Source organism: Aquidulcibacter sp. (assembly GCF_049239865.1).
In the GTDB taxonomy this organism is placed as follows: Bacteria; Pseudomonadota; Alphaproteobacteria; order Caulobacterales; family Aquidulcibacteraceae; genus Aquidulcibacter.
The window spans coordinates 45,246-61,923 of sequence record NZ_JBMLTR010000121.1 but is presented as its reverse complement, the minus strand read 5'-3'; the positions used below and the strand labels follow the sequence as shown (position 1 = coordinate 61,923).

Here is a 16,678-nt window from a genome sequence, read left to right as displayed (position 1 = left end):
GGATGACCGAGCGCAAGTGATCGACTTGGGTCAAATGCTCACGCCATTTGAGGTCAATGGTCTGCAACAGAACTTGTTTTTCGATATAGCGGGATTGTTCGTCACCCATCATGTCGACTTTTTCAGCCCAAACCTTATCCGAGGCCTCGATGATAGCTTGACGGATGTCATTGTCATCCACGCCTTCCTGAGCCGCCATTTCCTTGGCTGGAATGTCTAAGCCCAAGATTTCTTTGACGTCGGCCTCCAAGCCGTCAGTATCCCATTGTTCAGGAAGCAGCTTTGGCGGCATATAGGCTTCGCACAAAGTATCGATGACTTCATGACGCATATGCTGAACGGTCTCTTCGACGTCCTCAGTACGCATGAATTCCTTGCGCTCTTCAAAGATCTGCTTGCGCTGATCATTGATCACATCGTCATATTTGAGCAGATTTTTGCGGATTTCGAAGTTGCGGGCTTCGACGCGCTTTTGGCTGATTTCCATCGCCTTATTCATCATGCGTTCTTCGATCGGCTCATCTTCGTCCACCTTTAGAACGCGCAGAATACCGGCCATCCGCTCACCACCGAAGATGCGCAGGAGATCGTCATCGCACGAGATGTAGAATCGGCTCTTCCCGGGGTCGCCTTGGCGCCCAGTCCGGCCGCGCAGCTGGTTGTCGATGCGGCGGCTTTCGTGGCGCTCAGTCCCCAACACATAAAGGCCGCCTAGCTCCATCGCCTTGGCCTTTTTAACCGCGATGTCGGCCATGATTTCATCATGCAGGCTCTTCAGCTCTGCTTCCGTCATGGACCGGCCCCACGCAGCCTCGCGGGTACGACGCTCTTTTTCAAGGCGCATTTCTGGGTTGCCGCCCAACTGAATATCCGTACCGCGACCCGCCATATTGGTGGCGATTGTCACCGCGCCCGGTACGCCAGCTTCTGCAACGATTTCGGCTTCTTCGGCATGCTTGTGCGCGTTCAAAACCGAATGCGGGATATTGTCGGCCTTCAGCAATTCAGAAATGGTCTCAGACTTCTCAATCGAAGCCGTACCGACAAGGATGGGCTGGCCGCGCTCATAGCATTCGCGGATATCGCGCATGATGGCTTTGTGCTTGCCGGCTTCGTTTTGATAGACGACGTCGTTTTCGTCGATCCGGGCAACGGGTCGATTGGTCGGAATTTCAACGACTTGAAGATTATAAATATCCTCAAATTCGGCCGCTTCGGTCTGGGCTGTACCGGTCATACCGCCCAGCTTTTCATAAAGCCGGAAGTAATTCTGGAAGGTGATAGAGGCCAAGGTCTGGTTCTCTGGTTGCACAGGAACTTGCTCTTTGGCTTCGATGGCCTGATGCAAGCCGTCCGAAAGACGCCGGCCCGTCATCATCCGACCGGTGAATTCGTCGATCAGCACTACTTCATCGTCTTTAACAATATAGTCCTTGTCGCGCGTATAGAGCACATGGGCGCGCAGGGCTTGGTTGGCATGGTGCACGGTCGTCGTGTTGACGGCCTCATAAAGCGCGCCTTCCAGCAGGCCACGCTCGCGCAGCAAATCTTCAATATGCTCCGAGCCTTGCTCAGTATAGACTGCTGAACGCTGCTTCTCATCGTGTTCGTAATCATCTTTGTCGAGCAGATAGATGAGCTCATCCATCGCACGATAGAAGTCCGAACGATCGTCCGTCGGTCCAGAAATAATCAAGGGCGTGCGGGCTTCGTCGATTAGGATCGAGTCAACTTCGTCCACAATCGCAAAATGGTGCTCGCGTTGGACCATTTCATCGAGCGAGTACTTCAGATTATCGCGCAGATAATCAAAGCCAAATTCATTGTTGGTGCCATAGGTGATGTCCTTGGCATAATTGACCCGGCGTTCGCGGTCATCAAGGCCAGGCACAATTACGCCCGTTTCCATACCAAGGAAGCTATAGATCCGGCCCATCCACTCTGCGTCACGTCTGGCCAGATAATCATTGACCGTCACGACATGCGCGCCTTTGCCTTGCAGGGCATTGAGATAGACAGGCGCGGTTGCCACCAAGGTCTTGCCTTCGCCGGTTCGCATCTCCGCAATCGCGCCAGAATTCAGCACCATCCCGCCAACCAACTGCACATCATAATGGCGCTGACCAATGGCACGGAAAGCAGCTTCGCGGACAACCGCAAAAGCCTCGTCCAATATATCATCAAGGGTCGCACCCGCCACCAGCTTGGCTTTAAATTCATCCGTCTTGCCACGTAAGGCATCGTCACTGAGTGCCTTGATACCTGCTTCCAGCGGATTGATCCGCTGCTCCACCCGCTGGATGAACGACTTCACGCGGCGGTCGTTTGAGGATCCAAACAGCTTCTTGACGATATTCAACATGAATTTCCGGCCTGACCTGCGCCGGAAATTCCGGCAATAATGGAACCTTACACATCTGATGCATCACATGTGTAAGGGGCGCGAAAGCCGCGCCAAAGCAACTAGTTTGGTGCGTGAGGTAAGAACGCGGCGGAAGCATGTCAACGCGCGTCCATGCACTGCACGACAAAAAGGTGCTTTATAGTCTCCCTTGCCAGCGTTTGCGTGCTAGGTCATGGGGAAAAATCAGGGAGAGAAACATGTCGTATGAGTTTTGCAGCACCCAAATCGATGGCCGTGTCCTAACGGTCACGATCAATCGTCCCGAAGCAATGAATGCCCTCCATCCACCAGCAAATGCCGAACTGGCAGAGGTATTCGATGGATTTGCCGCCAATCCAGATCTGTGGGTTGCCATCATAACTGGCGCCGGTGACCGCGCCTTCAGTGCGGGCAATGACCTCAAGTACCAAGCCTCGGGCGGCAAAATGTATGTGCCCGACAGTGGCTTTGCAGGCCTGACCAGCCGCTTTAACCTGACCAAGCCCGTCATCGCAGCGGTGAATGGTATCGCCATGGGCGGCGGATTTGAGATTGCGCTGGCCTGTGACCTCATCATCGCCTCTGATAATGCCGTGTTTGCTTTGCCAGAGCCAAAGGTCGGCTTAGCAGCCTTGGCAGGCGGTTTACACCGTTTGCCGCGCCAGATTGGGCAGAAACAAGCGATGGGCATGATTTTGACGGGCCGCCGGGTTGGTGCTGAAGAAGGTAAGACGTTGGGCTTCGTCAATGAGGTAACGACGCCAGCAGACCTTATAGCACGAGCCCAAGCATGGGCGGATATGATTGTGGAATGTTCGCCCACCTCCATCCGTGCCTCGAAAGAAGCCGTCTACCGGGGGCTGGATGAGCCTTCGCTGGAAGCAGCCTATCGCGGTCAGTCCAAATATGGCGAGATCAATGCCATGTTTAAGTCACCCAATGTGATTGAAGGTCCAATGGCATTTGCGCAAAAGCGCAAGCCACAATGGACAGGCTGAACGCTATTTTCACTTGCCCAGCCCGCAGCTTCGCGCCAAACACGGGCCAGACCCAAAAATGGGCAAACTTAAGAGTAAATCTCACGACGGGGAGTTCCTAAATGGCCACAGCGGCAGCTGAAGACCGGTTCGACTATATCATCATTGGCGCAGGCAGCGCCGGCTGTGTGCTCGCCAACCGATTAAGCGAAGACCCTTCAGTCCGTGTCTTGGTTCTGGAAGCAGGCGGGCGGGACAACTCAATGTTGGTGCGGATGCCCGCCGGTGTTGGCACCCTGATCAAGGGCAAAAATGCTCACAATTGGGCGTTTACGACTGAATCACAGACCAATCTCAACGGTCGCCCGCTTTATTGGCCACGCGGCAAAGGTTGGGGTGGCTCAAGCTCGATCAATGGCATGATCTATATTCGTGGCCATGCTCGCGACTATGACCAATGGGCCCAAATGGGCTTGAAGGGGTGGAGCTTTTCGGAAGTCCTGCCCTATTTCAAGCGCTCTGAGACCCTCGAGACTGGCGGAGACGCGTTTCACGGTTCGACCGGGCCTTTGCATGTCTCTTGGGGCAAGTCATCCAACCCGCTCTATCATGCGCTCGTTGAATCCGCTGTCCAAGCTGGCCATAAGAAGTCGGACGATTTCAACGGCTATGACCAAGAAGGCTTTGGCGCGTATCAATTGACCATCAAGGATGGGGAGCGTTGGTCCGCCTCCTTTGCCTATCTCAAGCCTGCCCTTGCCCGCCCTAATCTAGCCGTGCGCAGCCACGCCCACACAACCAAGCTTTTGTTTGAAGACAAGGTCTGCGTCGGTGTTGAATATGCCCATGATGAGAAGTCACCCCGCTCACGTGTTTATGCCAACAAGGAAGTTTTGGTGTGCGCCGGGGCCGTGCAATCGCCGCAAATCCTGATGGTATCTGGCATTGGCCCGGCTGAGGCGTTGCAACGCGTCGGCGTTGAGGTTCTGGTCGATAGCCCTGATGTGGGGCAGAATCTGCAAGACCATTTGGACGTGCTGCTCCTGCAGAATTGCACCCAACCCATTACGGCTTTCTCGCTCAATCGGGGCTTGAAGCAATATCTGACGGCACTGACCTATTTGTTCCGCAAGGAGGGCTTGGGGCGTGAAAACTTCCTTGAGTCGGGTGGTTTCGCGAAATCGCGCGAAGGCCTCGACCGGCCCGATTTGCAATTCCACTTCGTCAACGCCTTGGTGCAAGACCACGGCAATGTAGCGGCTACCCAAGACGGCTTCTCACTGCATGTCTGCCAATTGCGTCCAGAAAGCCGGGGCGAAGTTAGCTTGGCGAGTGCCAATCCGTTTGCCGCGCCTAAGATCGACCCCAATTATCTGGCCACCGAAGAAGACCGCCGCGCGCTGCGCGAAGGCCTAAAGATGGGCCGCAAGGTCCTCAGCCAGCCTGCCCTGTCGCCCTATCGCGGGGAAGAGTTTAAGCCCGGTGCCCACGTCCAGACCGATGACGAGATCGACGCTTATATCAAAGCCACGGCTGAGACGATTTATCACCCGATCGGTACGTGTCGTATGGGCAGCGATAAGAATTCTGTGGTCGATAAGGATTGCAAAGTCCGCGGCGTCAAGAACCTCCGCGTCGTCGATGCGTCCGTGATGCCAAATCTGATTGGCGGCAATACCAATGCCCCCACCATGATGATCGCCGAGAAAATCTCCGACCATATTCGCGGCAAGAAATTCTTGCCCGCCGAAGAGGTCGCAGTGGCTTAAAGGGCCACGCCCAGCTTGTCATCCCCGCCGCAGCAAAGCTGAGAGCGGGGACCTCCGTGAGTTTACGGAAGCACCCCTTCACCGCCTCCGGCGGACATCGGCGCATGCGCCGAAACCCCGTAAACGGGGAAGCTGTCCCGAAGGGACTGAAGGGGTATTTCCATCTGGATCGTTGTCAGCGAGATAGAAGGCCCACCAGAAGGATCGCGCAACAACAGTTGCGCTTGTTGGCGCTTGTAGATGCGCAACTTTTGTTGCGCGGTCCTACCCCTGCCATCCCCGCCGAAGCGAAGCGGAGTGCGGGGACCCCCAAGGACTTTGCGGCACGGGGTCCCGGATCGGCTATCGCCGTCCGGGATGACAGTCTTGGGACTGAAGGGGTCTGTGCGCAAAGGCGCGTTGCTCCGCGCAATGAAGGCCTCCGCAACGCGCAAGTCAACAAGGTCAGTGGAAGCCCTCACCCCAACCCCTCTCCCACTGGGAGAGGGGCTTTGAAGGCCCCCCTATTCCTTCGCGATGCGCCCACCCACCATCACAAACTCAATCTTGCGCATGAGAGAAATGTCGACCAAAGGATCGCCTGTTACGGCGACAAGGTCTGCCGCTTTACCCGGTGCCAAGGTCCCGATCTGATCGGACAGGCCAAGGTGGGCCGCGCCACCAACCGTTGCGCTGCGCAGCGCTTCTGCCGGGGTGAAGCCTGCTTGGACCATCAGCTCAAACTCGCGCGCATTATCGCCATGACGCGACACGCCGCTGTCGGTGCCAAACACCACACAGACACCCGCTTCACGTGCCCGGCCCAGCATATTGACCATGAGCGGACCGACCGTCAAAGCTTTGGCTGCTTGCGCGCCCGTCAAGGTGCCGCCGGCTTTGGCCATTTCGGTCACCGTTGTGCCGGCTAGCAGGGTTGGCACCAAACACGCATTTTTGGACTTATAGAGGGCAAAGGTCTCAGCATCGGCATAGCTTGAGTGCTCAATACTATCAAAGCCTGCGCGCAAGGCCGCTTCAATCCCGCCCTTGCCATGGGCGTGGGCGGTAGCGGTCTTGCCTAAGAGATGGGCGGTATCGGCAATGGCTTTCAATTCATCATCGAAGAATTGCTGGCTGAGGCCGCTGGCGGTGTTGCTCAACACGCCACCCGTGGCGGTAGCCTTGATGATGTTAGCCCCGGCCTTTACCTGTTCGCGCACAGCGCGGCGGCAATCATCGACGCCATTACAGACGCTTTCTGGCCCCATGACGTGCATGACATCCTCGCGGAAGCCATGCACATCGGCATGCCCGCCAGTTGGGCTAATGGCAGCGCCAGCCGCCAAAATGCGCGGCCCCATCAAGCGGCCTGAAGCAAACTGATCGCGCAGTGCAAACACCGTGTGGTGACCATCTGCCCCCAGATCCACGACCGTCGTGAAGCCAGCCTTCAAGGCCTTTTGCGCATTGACCAAGCCATCCAAGGCCAGATCGCTTTCTTCCTTGGTCACTTCATTCAAACGGCTGGACGGCGACAATTCGGACAGCAGATGGACGTGGCTGTCGATCAAGCCGGGCATGACGGTTTTAGCTTTTAGATCGACAAGCTTGGCACCAGCCACGGGGGCGACATAGCCGTCGCGGATCGCTTCAATCTTGCCATCGCGCACGATCAGAGTCTTCGCTGTTGTGGGCGCTGTGCCGGGCTCAGCGATCAGCCGGCCAACATGGATGTAGGTGGCGGGCGAAGCTGCAGGTGCGGTTTGCGCGTGGGCGGCACCGACGGCCACACAAGCTAAAACGGTTGAGAGAAGTAATGAACGCATAATGCCCCCCAGAGTGTGATTTTCACCCACCATGCGACTGCCCGATGCGATTGGCAAGCCGATGCTTTGACCCGTCTATCCAGCTTATCCATCTGACAGACTGGGCAAGCTTAGGACGCTAAGGTCGTGCCAGCACGCGGGATTGCCTTAGCGGGAAACATGTTGCAGTCTCCCCACAATTGGGGGGCACATATGAAGAAAAATAAGCTTTTAGGTCTCGTATCCGGATCCATTTGCCTCGCCTTGGCACTGCCAAGCATCGGCTCTGCCAAAACACCACCCGCCACAGCAGAGGCCTTTGCCGCTGCACCAAGCATCTCAAAGGTGTCCATCTCAGCAGATGGAAATCGGATCGCCTTTGGCTACACGACGGCGACCGGGGAAACCCAAGTCCGTGTCTTAGATTTGCCCAGCAAAAAGACAGTTGGCGTATCGGTCGGCGATAAGAAGTTGCGCGGTCTCTATTTTGAAGATGGCGGCGACATTCTCATCACGGCCAGCGACACCATCCGTGGATTTGGCCCGAAATCGGAAATTTTTCGCACCTTTTCATTCGACTTTGAAACCGCCAATATCCGCAACCTTTTAGCGACTGGCGGGATGGTTCGGGAGTATAATTCCGGCGTCCGTTTGCACTCCCTGCTGCCCGACGCGCCAAACCGCGTGATCATGTCGGCCTATGACGTGAACAATTCCGATTTGATCTCGCTGAATCTCTATGAAGTCGCGACCAATGGCGTGCAGGTGGTGACCAAGGCGCTGGGCAATTCCAACACGGTGGACTGGATCACCGATCGTAGCGGCTCGCCGCTCGCACGGGTCGATCATGATCCCGAACGTATGACGACGAAATTATTCTTGCTCGGTGAGAACAAGCAATATTGGGAAGCCCTGAAACTGGACAACACGCCCAACGAAGGCATCTCTCTGATGGGGCTGTCGCGGCAGGGAAGGATCATTTTCTCCAAGCCATTTGAATCAGAGTTTGGCGAACTTTTTTCGATGGACCCCAAGACAGGAGCGACCACGACGTTCCTGCGCGCAGACGGCACAGAGCTTGAATCGGTCTTTCGCGACCCATGGTCAGACGTTGTCATTGGCGTCTCAGTCGGCGGCTTAGAGCCGATGGACCAAATGATCAGCCCCGACTTACAGGCCGCTCAAGGCACGCTTGAAGCGACCTTCCCGGACAAAATGGTTTCCATCACAGACACGACGCAAGACCGAAAAAAGATTGTCGCGCGCATTGAAACACCCTCCACGCCGCCCGAATATGTGATGCTCAATGTCGACGGCCCTAAATTGACGCGGCTGGGGGAAGCCTATCCCGGCTTAAAAAATGTGCCCATGGGTCGCCTGCAAGCCACGACTTACAAAGCGCGCGATGGGGTAGAAATCCCGGTCTATGTTACTCTCCCACCTGGCGATCAGGACATCAAAAACGCCCCGACAATCATCTTTCCACACGGCGGGCCGGAATCGCGCGACGAACCGCGCTTTGATTATTGGTCCCAATTCATGGCGACGCGCGGCTATGTTGTGATCCAACCCCAATTCCGGGGATCGACCGGCTTTGGTAAAGCCCATGCGCTTGCTGGACGGCGCCAATGGGGCAAGCGCATGCAGGATGATGTGTCCGATGCGGTGGCCTGGGCCGTCAAGGAAGGTCTCAGTGATCCCAAAAAGGTTTGCATCGTTGGGGCCAGTTATGGTGGTTATGCGGCCTTGGCAGGGGCGACTTTGACGCCGGACCTCTATCGTTGCGTGGTGTCGGTTGCCGGGGTTGCGGACCTGCCTAAGATGATTGAGCAGGAAAAGGCCGCGGCGGGCACCGCACGCGCTGCCAATGTCAATTATTGGTCTGATCATATTGGGGCCGATGATCGCGCAGCGATGGAAGCGGCCTCACCCCGACGTCTTGCCGATCAAGTGCGCGCGCCCATCCTTTTGATGCATGGACGAGACGATACCGTCGTCCGCTTTGAACAAAGCACCATTATGGCCAATGCGCTGAAAGCCGCTGGAAAGCCCTATAAATTCGTGGAGCTAAAAGGCGAAGACCATTGGCTTTCGCGTACCGAGACGCGCCAACAGATGTTGACCGAGTTGGAGGCTTTCTTGCGCGAACATTTGGGGCCGGGGGTGAATTAAGTGGGTAGACGGGATTTGGTCCTGATCGGTTTGATTTTGCTGAGCGGCCCGTTGAGCTGGGTCGTTGGGGTCGTCAATTGGATCCCCGGCGAAGCTGAAAAAGATCCGGTGCTCTTCCTCGCTTACATAATCCCCTACCTTACCCTGATCATTTGCACGGCCATGCTTATACTTTCGCTCGTTGCAGCATGTCGCAATTGGCTTTTGAAAAAACGGGACCCAAGCGCGTTCAAAACTAAACTTTGGACACTCCCCATTTGTATTCTCGGACTGTTCTTTATCGTCATTTCACAACGCATTGCCTCAGTTGACGTCACGGTTGAGCTCCCTGACTCCAAAGTCCTTCCCCCGACGCGCCATTAGGCCCTTTGCGTGCACCCCACCTTCCCATTCTCCCAATCCCGTCCTAGACTGAGGCGATACAATAATGCTCTGGGGAGGGCCTACGATGTTACTACCAATTTTGGCGCTGATTGCGTGGACCATGGTCATGTGGGTGTGGATGTATGCCACCCGACTACCAGCTATGCAAAAACACAAGATTGACCCGCAAGGGGCTGCAATTCCGGGTAGTTTGGACGCTTTACCGCTAAAAGTGGCCCAAATCGCGCATAATTATAACCATCTGCACGAGCAACCGACCCTGTTTTACGCGCTGGCTTTGACCGCGCATGTGGGAAATTGGGCTGATGGGCTTTCCATTCAGCTCGCTTGGGGCTATGTGGGCCTTCGTGTACTGCATTCGCTGGTGCAAGCAACCGTCAATGTGGTTGCTGCGCGCTTCGCGGTGTTTGCCTTGGCTTCACTCGTTTTAATGGCACTTTGTGTGAAAACGATCCTGGAAGCACTCGGCAGCTAAGTCAGGTGTGAGGGGCTTTTGCCCCCCCGATCTGCCCGAGTTTAAGTGCACGTCCCACATCAGAGCCACAATGGCTCTTTCATCGCTTTCCGCCGTCTGGGCGTTGCAAGTGGCCGTGTTTGTTTTCGCGAGGCCACACCGGGCGAAGGTTAGCCCTATTTGGCGCGCCTGACAGCAAGCAACTCAAGGTCAGGTCCGTCCCAGACGCGTGTGCGCACCCCAAGTTACGGGGGCGATACCGCACGCTTTGACGTGTGAAAGACGACTAAACCATGACTACTTTTGCCGATTTCGGCTTTGCTGAGCCTATCTTGAACGCCATCGCAGGCGAAGGCTATGAGCACCCTACCCCCATCCAGATGCAGGCTATTCCACCGGCCATGCAATCCCTAGACATTTTGGGCCTTGCCCAAACCGGTACCGGCAAGACCGCAGCCTTCGCGCTGCCCTTGTTGCACCACTTAAGCGAGCGCCGCATCCATGCCGGCGCACGCGCTTGCCGCGCGCTGATCCTGTGCCCAACCCGCGAATTGGCTGGCCAGATCGCCGACAGCTTGCGCACTTACGGGAAATTCGTCGGCCTGTCCGGCGCTTTGGTCTATGGCGGCGCTAATATCCGCAAGCAGATCCGCTCGATGGAACGCGGCGTCGACATCCTGATCGCCACCCCAGGCCGCTTGATCGATTTGATGAAGCAGCGCGCCATCCGCCTCGACATGGTCGAGCATCTGATCTTGGACGAAGCCGACCAAATGCTGGACATGGGCTTTATCAAGCCAATCCGCTTGATCGTCGGTGAAATTCCAAAGGCCCGTCAAACCAGCCTGTTCTCGGCCACCATGCCGAAGGAAATCGCCCACCTCGCCGAAGAATTGCTGACCGACCCAAAGCGCATCCAAGTCGCGCCTTTGTCGTCCGCCGCAGAGCGGGTGGACCAGCGCTTGATCATGACCAGCCAAGTGAACAAGCAGCAATTGCTGGAATCCATTTGTCATGAGCCTGAAGTCAAGCGCGCCATGATCTTTGTGCGCACCAAGCACGGGGCCGAAAAGGTTCTCGACAAGCTGGAACAACAAGGCATGTCGGTTGATGCCGTTCATGGCAATAAGAGCCAGAATGCACGTGAGCATGCGCTGGAGCGCTTCCGCAAAGGCCACACACGTCTGCTCGTCTGTACCGATGTGGCTGCACGCGGCATCGACGTCGATGGCGTGACCCATGTGTTCAACTTCGACCTGCCAGACGTGCCAGAAGCCTATGTCCACCGCATTGGCCGGACGGCGCGTGCAGGCGCTGAAGGGATTTCCATCTCCTTCTGTGCCCCGCATGAGCGCGACAATTTGCGCCAGATTGAGCGCTTGATCAAAAAGTCCATCACCAAGATGGACCCAGCCAATTTGATGAAGGCACCACGTCCTGCGGCACCTAAGCCTGCTGAAGTTCAGTATGACGAAGATGGCGAAACCATTTTTGTGGAAACCGTGGGCGAGGCTTCCAACACCTTGGCCGCGCCAACCAATGCGCATGGTGATGTGATCGGCGTTCTGCGCCGCACTGGGCCTAAGGAAATGCTATACGAGCCTCGCAACGACCCGCGTCGCGATGGCAAGTTCGGTGCCCGTGATGGTGGCCGCGAAGGTGGTCGTGGTGGTCGTCCTGGGCCTCGTGGTGGTCAATATTCCAACCGCGACCGCAGCGACGATGGTGACCGTCGTCCCCGCGCTGGCAATTTCGCGACGGGTTCGGTCTTCAATGAAGGCCGTCCACAACAGCGCGACGAAAGCCGCTTTGGGGCCCGTGCGCCAGAGGCCGCAGAGCGTCCAGCCTATGTGCGCCCAGTAGCCGATACAGGCCGCGAAGAGCGTCCTCGCTTTGACAAGCCGTTCCACAGCAAGCCACGCGAAGAGCGCAGCTTCCAAGACCGCCCACGGAACGAGCGTCCTCGTGACGACCGTCCACGCGATGATCGCCCCCGTGACGATCGTCCTCGCGGTGACCGTCCTCAAGGTGATCGCCCACAAGGCGACCGTCCACGCGCTTATGAAGGCCGCAGCGAGGCCTTTGGTCATCGCAATGGTCAAGGCCAGCGCGATTTCGCCCCACGCAAGGGCCCTGTCCCACGCGGGGAAGCCCGTATTGAAGGCCGCAGCGATGATCGCAAGTCAGCGAAGCCTGCTGCTGGCAAAAAGACCTTCGGCGGCAAGCCCGTCGGCCTCGGGCGCTCTGGCGCGCGCGGTGGGGCCAATGTTGGTCGCGGCGGTGACAGCACCTTCGTACCACGTCGCGGCCGTTCGTAATCCAAACGCTCATACCCGTTCAGGCCCCTAAAGCCTGAGCGGGTTAAGCAATTTAAGCCTGATCGCCTTCGCGCGCCCAAAAGCGCGCCAAGGCCCCCTCTATCGCCTCTGCACGCGGCCTAGCCACTTCGGCAATGTCGCGACCATGGGTGAAGAGGAAGAATTCATCCGCCTCAATGCCGCGCAAGATACGCTCTGCGGCGACACTGGCTGGAAGCCCTGCCCTATTCTCCTGCCCAAACGCCGCATCCAATTGGCGTGGCCCGCCAAATTTTTCATGGCGATTGCGAAACCCGTTCCAAATTTCAGACGCCACCAGCCCCGGACACAGGACTGAGACCGCTACGGGCGTGTCAACATAGTCGCGCGCCATCGCTTCACACAGGCCCACCAGCGCGTGCTTGGAGGCGGTATAGGGCGTTGCTTGCCCACCACGAACGGGCAGGCCCAAGCCATGCTCGGAAGCCGTGATCACCAAACGCGACGAGATGTCTTGTTCGAGAAGGCGCGGCGCAAAGGCGCGTACGCCGTCAATCGTGCCCATCACATTGACCCCAAAGGTCCATTCAATATTAGCGCGCGAGGCTTTGTGGATGGACCCGCCTGCACCAATGCCTGCATTCAAGAACACCAAAGTCACCCGGCCAAAGCGCTCAAAGGCAAAGTCTGCCAAAGCTTGATTGGAGGCGGGGTCCGCCACATCGGCAAAGCAGCCAAGTGCTGCCCCACCTTGATCGCGGATGGCTTGCGCCGCTGCTTCTGCCTTTGGCCCCTCAATATCGGCCAATAAAACAGCCGCACCTTTTGCAGCCAAGGCTTGGCCCAAAGCTAAACCAATACCAGAGGCCCCTCCTGTGATCACCGCAACATCTGCTGGTCCTATGTTCTGGGTCATGGCCTACCTCCTTCAGCTTGCGCAGCCGTACGCGACACCCCATCGTCGCCCAACTGGATCTGATTGGCAAACCTTGCTGCAAGTTAATTCGACAAGGTTACCCAAGAGGCAGAAGACTTAGCCAGTTATGAGCCATGGGGCGACCAGCGAGGGAGGGTGTATCCATGAATAGACGCGCGTTTTTGGGCACAGGGTGCAGTGGTTTGGGCTTTGCAGTTGCCAGCCAAGTTGGCGTAGCAGGCCCCGCTTGGGCCGCACAAGGCAAGCCTAAGTTCGGTAGCTTTGGTTTTGACAAGGCCGGCCGCGACCTTTCCATCCAACCCGGCAATGATTTTTGGCGGCATGGTGGTGGCACTTGGATGAAGAACAATCCAATGCCTGCAGACCGTTCGAGCTGGGGTGCTTTTGACGCCCTCGCCGCACAAGCGGAAGTCGATGTGCGTGCGATCATTGATGAAGTTGCGGCCAAAAAAGCGACGCCTGGCTCCATCGAACAAAAGATTGGGGACTTCTATCGCGCCTATATGGACATGGGGGCGATCAATGCCAAAGGCCTCAGCCCCATCCAAGCCGAACTGGATCGGATCGCTGCGGCGAAAACCCATGAAGATATCGCAGCCATTATGGGCACACCTGAAATTCCAACCCAAAGCCCGCTGGGCTGGGGGGTGACCTTGGACGACGGCAATCCAGACCGCTATTTGGTTGTTGTTACCCATAGTGGCCTCGGCATGCCCGACCGCGATTATTACATCAAAGACGACAAGCGCTTTGCCGAACTGCGGGAGAAATACCCAGCCCATATCGGACGCTTGTTGACTTTGGCCGGTCAAAGCAACGGGGTGGCAAAGGGACAACAGATTCTCGCGCTGGAAACCGAGATAGCCAAATTGCATTGGGAAATCACGGATCGGCGCGACAGCACGAAAATCTATAATCTGCGGACCTATGCCCAACTCGAAGAGCTCGCGCCCGAATTCCCATGGGCCGCTGGCTTTAAGGCCAATGGGTATAAAGACGTTAAAGAGCTGATTGTGAACGAGATCACGGCCATCGGCCCCTTGGCCAAATTGTTCCGCGCCACACCGATCGAGCAATGGCAGACCTATCTGACCTATCACGTCATTGCCGCCAGCTCTGGCCTATTGCCCCAAGCCATTTATGACGAGCGTTTCGACTTCTATGGCCGGACACTAAATGGCCAGCCCGAACAACGCGAGCGCTGGAAGCGGGCTACGCAAGCGCTCGATGGAGCCTTGGGCGAAGCCATTGGTCAATTGTATGTGGCCAAACATTTCACGCCGACCGCGAAAGCAAAAATGCAAGTGCTAGTCGAAAACTTGCGCAAGGCCTTTAGCGTACGCATTGACGGCCTGACGTGGATGACGGCCGCTACCAAGGTGAAGGCCAAGCGTAAGCTGGCAACCTTCAATCCCAAGATTGGCTATCCCGATCAGTGGCGCGACTATGGTGCCTTGGAGATCAAGGCTGGCGATGCGTTTGGCAATGACCGTCGCGCACGGGCTTTTGATGTCCAGCGTGACGTGGAAGATCTCGGACGTAAAACCGACAAACGGCGTTGGTTCATGACGCCCCAGACCGTGAACGCCTATTATAATCCCGTCTTCAACGAGATCGTCTTCCCAGCCGCTATTCTGCAGCCGCCCTTCTTTGACGAGTTTGCCGATCCGGCTGTCAATTATGGCGCAATTGGCGGCGTCATTGGGCACGAAATGGGCCATGGTTTTGATGACCAAGGTGCCAAATATGATGAGAATGGTGTTCTGCGCGATTGGTGGACCCCAGCCGATGTCGAAGCCTTCAATAAGCTAGGCGCGAAAATGGTGACGCAATATTCTGCCTTTGAACCTTTGCCCGGCGTGAAACTGAATGGCGAGCTCTGCTTGGGCGAAAACATCGGTGACCATTGCGGCGTCGTGGTTGGTCATCTGGCTTACAAACTGTCGCTGAAGGGCAGCCCCGCCCCGGTAATCGATGGCTTTACGGGTGATCAGCGCTTCTTCCTGTCTTGGAGCCAAGTGTGGCGGGAAACGGTGCGAGACGAGGCTTTGCGCAATCAAATCCAGTCAGACCCGCACTCGCCGGCAGAATTCCGGGTCAATGGCACAGTTCAAAACGTCGATGCTTGGTATCAGGCATTTAACGTACAACCAGGCAACAAACTCTATGTGGCCCCAGAGAACCGCGTCCGCATTTGGTAATGGCTAAGCCCCTCTCCGGCTCTGGAGAGGGGTTTTTTCGTTCATTGTGCGGCCAAGACTGAAACACGCGCCGCGATCAAAATGGGCGTCGGGCGCGCCTTTTGTCCCATCAGAACTGCCCCACGCCGCGCGGCAGGGCCTACGGAGTGGTCAGGGTGGCACTGCCCCCTGTGGCAAGGCTGTCTCGAAAATGCTGAACCGAGACAGGCCGCTAAACCTCCGCCCGGCCGCTATCGCCCTATTCTCAAACGGCGTGACGCATCTTGTGTTGTATCCTTCGGCTCACAAAAAATACCACCGTTCCTGCGACCGTGAGGCGATCCACAAGCCGACCACAGCGCAAAGCGCAGCAAAGTTGCGCCTTGTGCGCGCGCGACGGCCATGATCTCTAGACTGTGATTGCTGCCCCTTATGGTTGGAACAGCTTTCCAATCGGGGTGCGGTGATGACACAGGAACCCATATCAAACTGGCTGGGGCGACAGGAAACACTTGAAGAAACACTCTCCGCAGGCCCGGCACAGGGACTGGCGGCGACCCTAAATCTTGACCCGGCAAACTTTGCCACAGATGGGGCCACCCTCCCGCCGGTTTGGAATTGGCTCTATTTCCTGCCGCGCGCCCCCAGTCATCAGATCGGCCCAGATGGCCATCCCAAGCGGGGTGGGTTTTTGCCCCCGATCACTTTGGCGCGTCGTATGTGGGCCGGCAGTCGCTGTACCTTTCACCATGATTTGCATGTTGGTGACCGCGCCACCAAGACCTCGACCATCGTGAAGATCAGCGAGAAGCAGGGGCGTACGGGCACGATGTTCTTCGTCACCGTCCGCCATGAAATCCGTGTGGGGGCGAGCCTTGCGTATGAAGAAGAGCAAGACATCGTCTATATGGATATTCCCAAGGTCTTCACCCCGCCGGAGCCCGTGGCTTTGCCACCCTGTACCTGGCAGCATGACGTCGCGCTGGATCCCGTTCTTTTATTTCGCTTCTCCGCGCTGACCTTTAATGGCCACCGCATCCATTATGACCGCGACTATGCGATGGGGGTGGAGAATTATCCGGGCCTTGTGGTGCACGGGCCGCTACAAGCTATTCTGGCCTTCCACTTTGCTTGCTTAGAACAGGCTGACCGAAAGCCACAGGCCTACCGCTTCAAAGGTGTGCGCCCTTTGTTCGACTTTGACACGGTGAGCTTCAATGGCGCGCCGTCTGATCCCGCAAGCACCCTGATTTATGCCGCCAATGGCGACAAAGCTGTCACCATGGAGGCCCAGATGAGCTGGGCCTGAAGCCGAACACCACACAATTAAAAGCCGACCCA

10 protein-coding genes are annotated in these 16,678 nt (G+C 56.8%); 7 read left to right on the top strand and 3 right to left on the bottom strand.

Annotation, left to right across the window (positions count from 1 at the left end):
- Positions 1-2,362: preprotein translocase subunit SecA (gene secA / locus ACOVRA_RS08530; protein WP_421719914.1), on the bottom strand; the 2,362-nt coding region annotated here is incomplete at its 3' end.
- A gap of 239 nt (positions 2,363-2,601) precedes the next feature.
- Between secA and ACOVRA_RS08525 the strand changes: the two genes are divergently transcribed.
- Positions 2,602-3,381 carry an enoyl-CoA hydratase-related protein gene (locus tag ACOVRA_RS08525; protein WP_298226960.1) on the top strand — a complete coding sequence of 260 codons (780 nt, stop codon included), beginning with the start codon at positions 2,602-2,604 and terminating at the stop codon, positions 3,379-3,381.
- A 101-nt stretch (positions 3,382-3,482) separates the two neighbouring features.
- Positions 3,483-5,129 carry a choline dehydrogenase gene (locus ACOVRA_RS08520; protein WP_421719913.1) on the top strand — a complete coding sequence of 549 codons (1,647 nt, stop codon included), beginning with the start codon at positions 3,483-3,485 and terminating at the stop codon, positions 5,127-5,129.
- Positions 5,130-5,632: 503 nt separating this feature from the next.
- Here the strand turns inward: ACOVRA_RS08520 and ACOVRA_RS08515 are convergent.
- Positions 5,633-6,934 (bottom strand): amidohydrolase family protein, encoded by a 1,302-nt coding sequence (locus tag ACOVRA_RS08515; protein ID WP_421719912.1) that lies wholly within the window; start codon positions 6,932-6,934, stop codon positions 5,633-5,635.
- 192 nt (positions 6,935-7,126) lie between these two features.
- On the opposite strand from ACOVRA_RS08515, the gene ACOVRA_RS08510 reads away from it, so the two are divergent.
- The 3 genes from ACOVRA_RS08510 (at position 7,127) to ACOVRA_RS08500 (ending at position 12,241) form a co-directional block, all read left to right on the top strand.
- Complete coding sequence (locus ACOVRA_RS08510; RefSeq protein ID WP_421719911.1) at positions 7,127-9,085, top strand: alpha/beta hydrolase family protein; 1,959 nt, start codon at positions 7,127-7,129, stop codon at positions 9,083-9,085.
- Between the two features lie 448 nt (positions 9,086-9,533).
- Positions 9,534-9,944 (top strand): MAPEG family protein, encoded by a 411-nt coding sequence (locus ACOVRA_RS08505; RefSeq protein WP_298226719.1) that lies wholly within the window; start codon positions 9,534-9,536, stop codon positions 9,942-9,944.
- A gap of 272 nt (positions 9,945-10,216) precedes the next feature.
- Positions 10,217-12,241 (top strand): DEAD/DEAH box helicase, encoded by a 2,025-nt coding sequence (locus tag ACOVRA_RS08500; protein ID WP_421719910.1) that lies wholly within the window; start codon positions 10,217-10,219, stop codon positions 12,239-12,241.
- A 52-nt stretch (positions 12,242-12,293) separates the two neighbouring features.
- Here the strand turns inward: ACOVRA_RS08500 and ACOVRA_RS08495 are convergent, their stop codons facing one another.
- Entirely contained in the window at positions 12,294-13,136 is an 843-nt protein-coding gene (locus tag ACOVRA_RS08495; RefSeq protein WP_421719909.1) for an SDR family NAD(P)-dependent oxidoreductase, read from the bottom strand.
- A gap of 164 nt (positions 13,137-13,300) precedes the next feature.
- Between ACOVRA_RS08495 and ACOVRA_RS08490 the strand changes: the two genes are divergently transcribed.
- Positions 13,301-15,358 (top strand): M13 family metallopeptidase, encoded by a 2,058-nt coding sequence (locus ACOVRA_RS08490; protein WP_421719908.1) that lies wholly within the window; start codon positions 13,301-13,303, stop codon positions 15,356-15,358.
- 445 nt (positions 15,359-15,803) lie between these two features.
- Positions 15,804-16,646 (top strand): FAS1-like dehydratase domain-containing protein, encoded by an 843-nt coding sequence (locus ACOVRA_RS08485; RefSeq protein ID WP_421719907.1) that lies wholly within the window; start codon positions 15,804-15,806, stop codon positions 16,644-16,646.
- Positions 16,647-16,678: the final 32 nt, after the last annotated feature.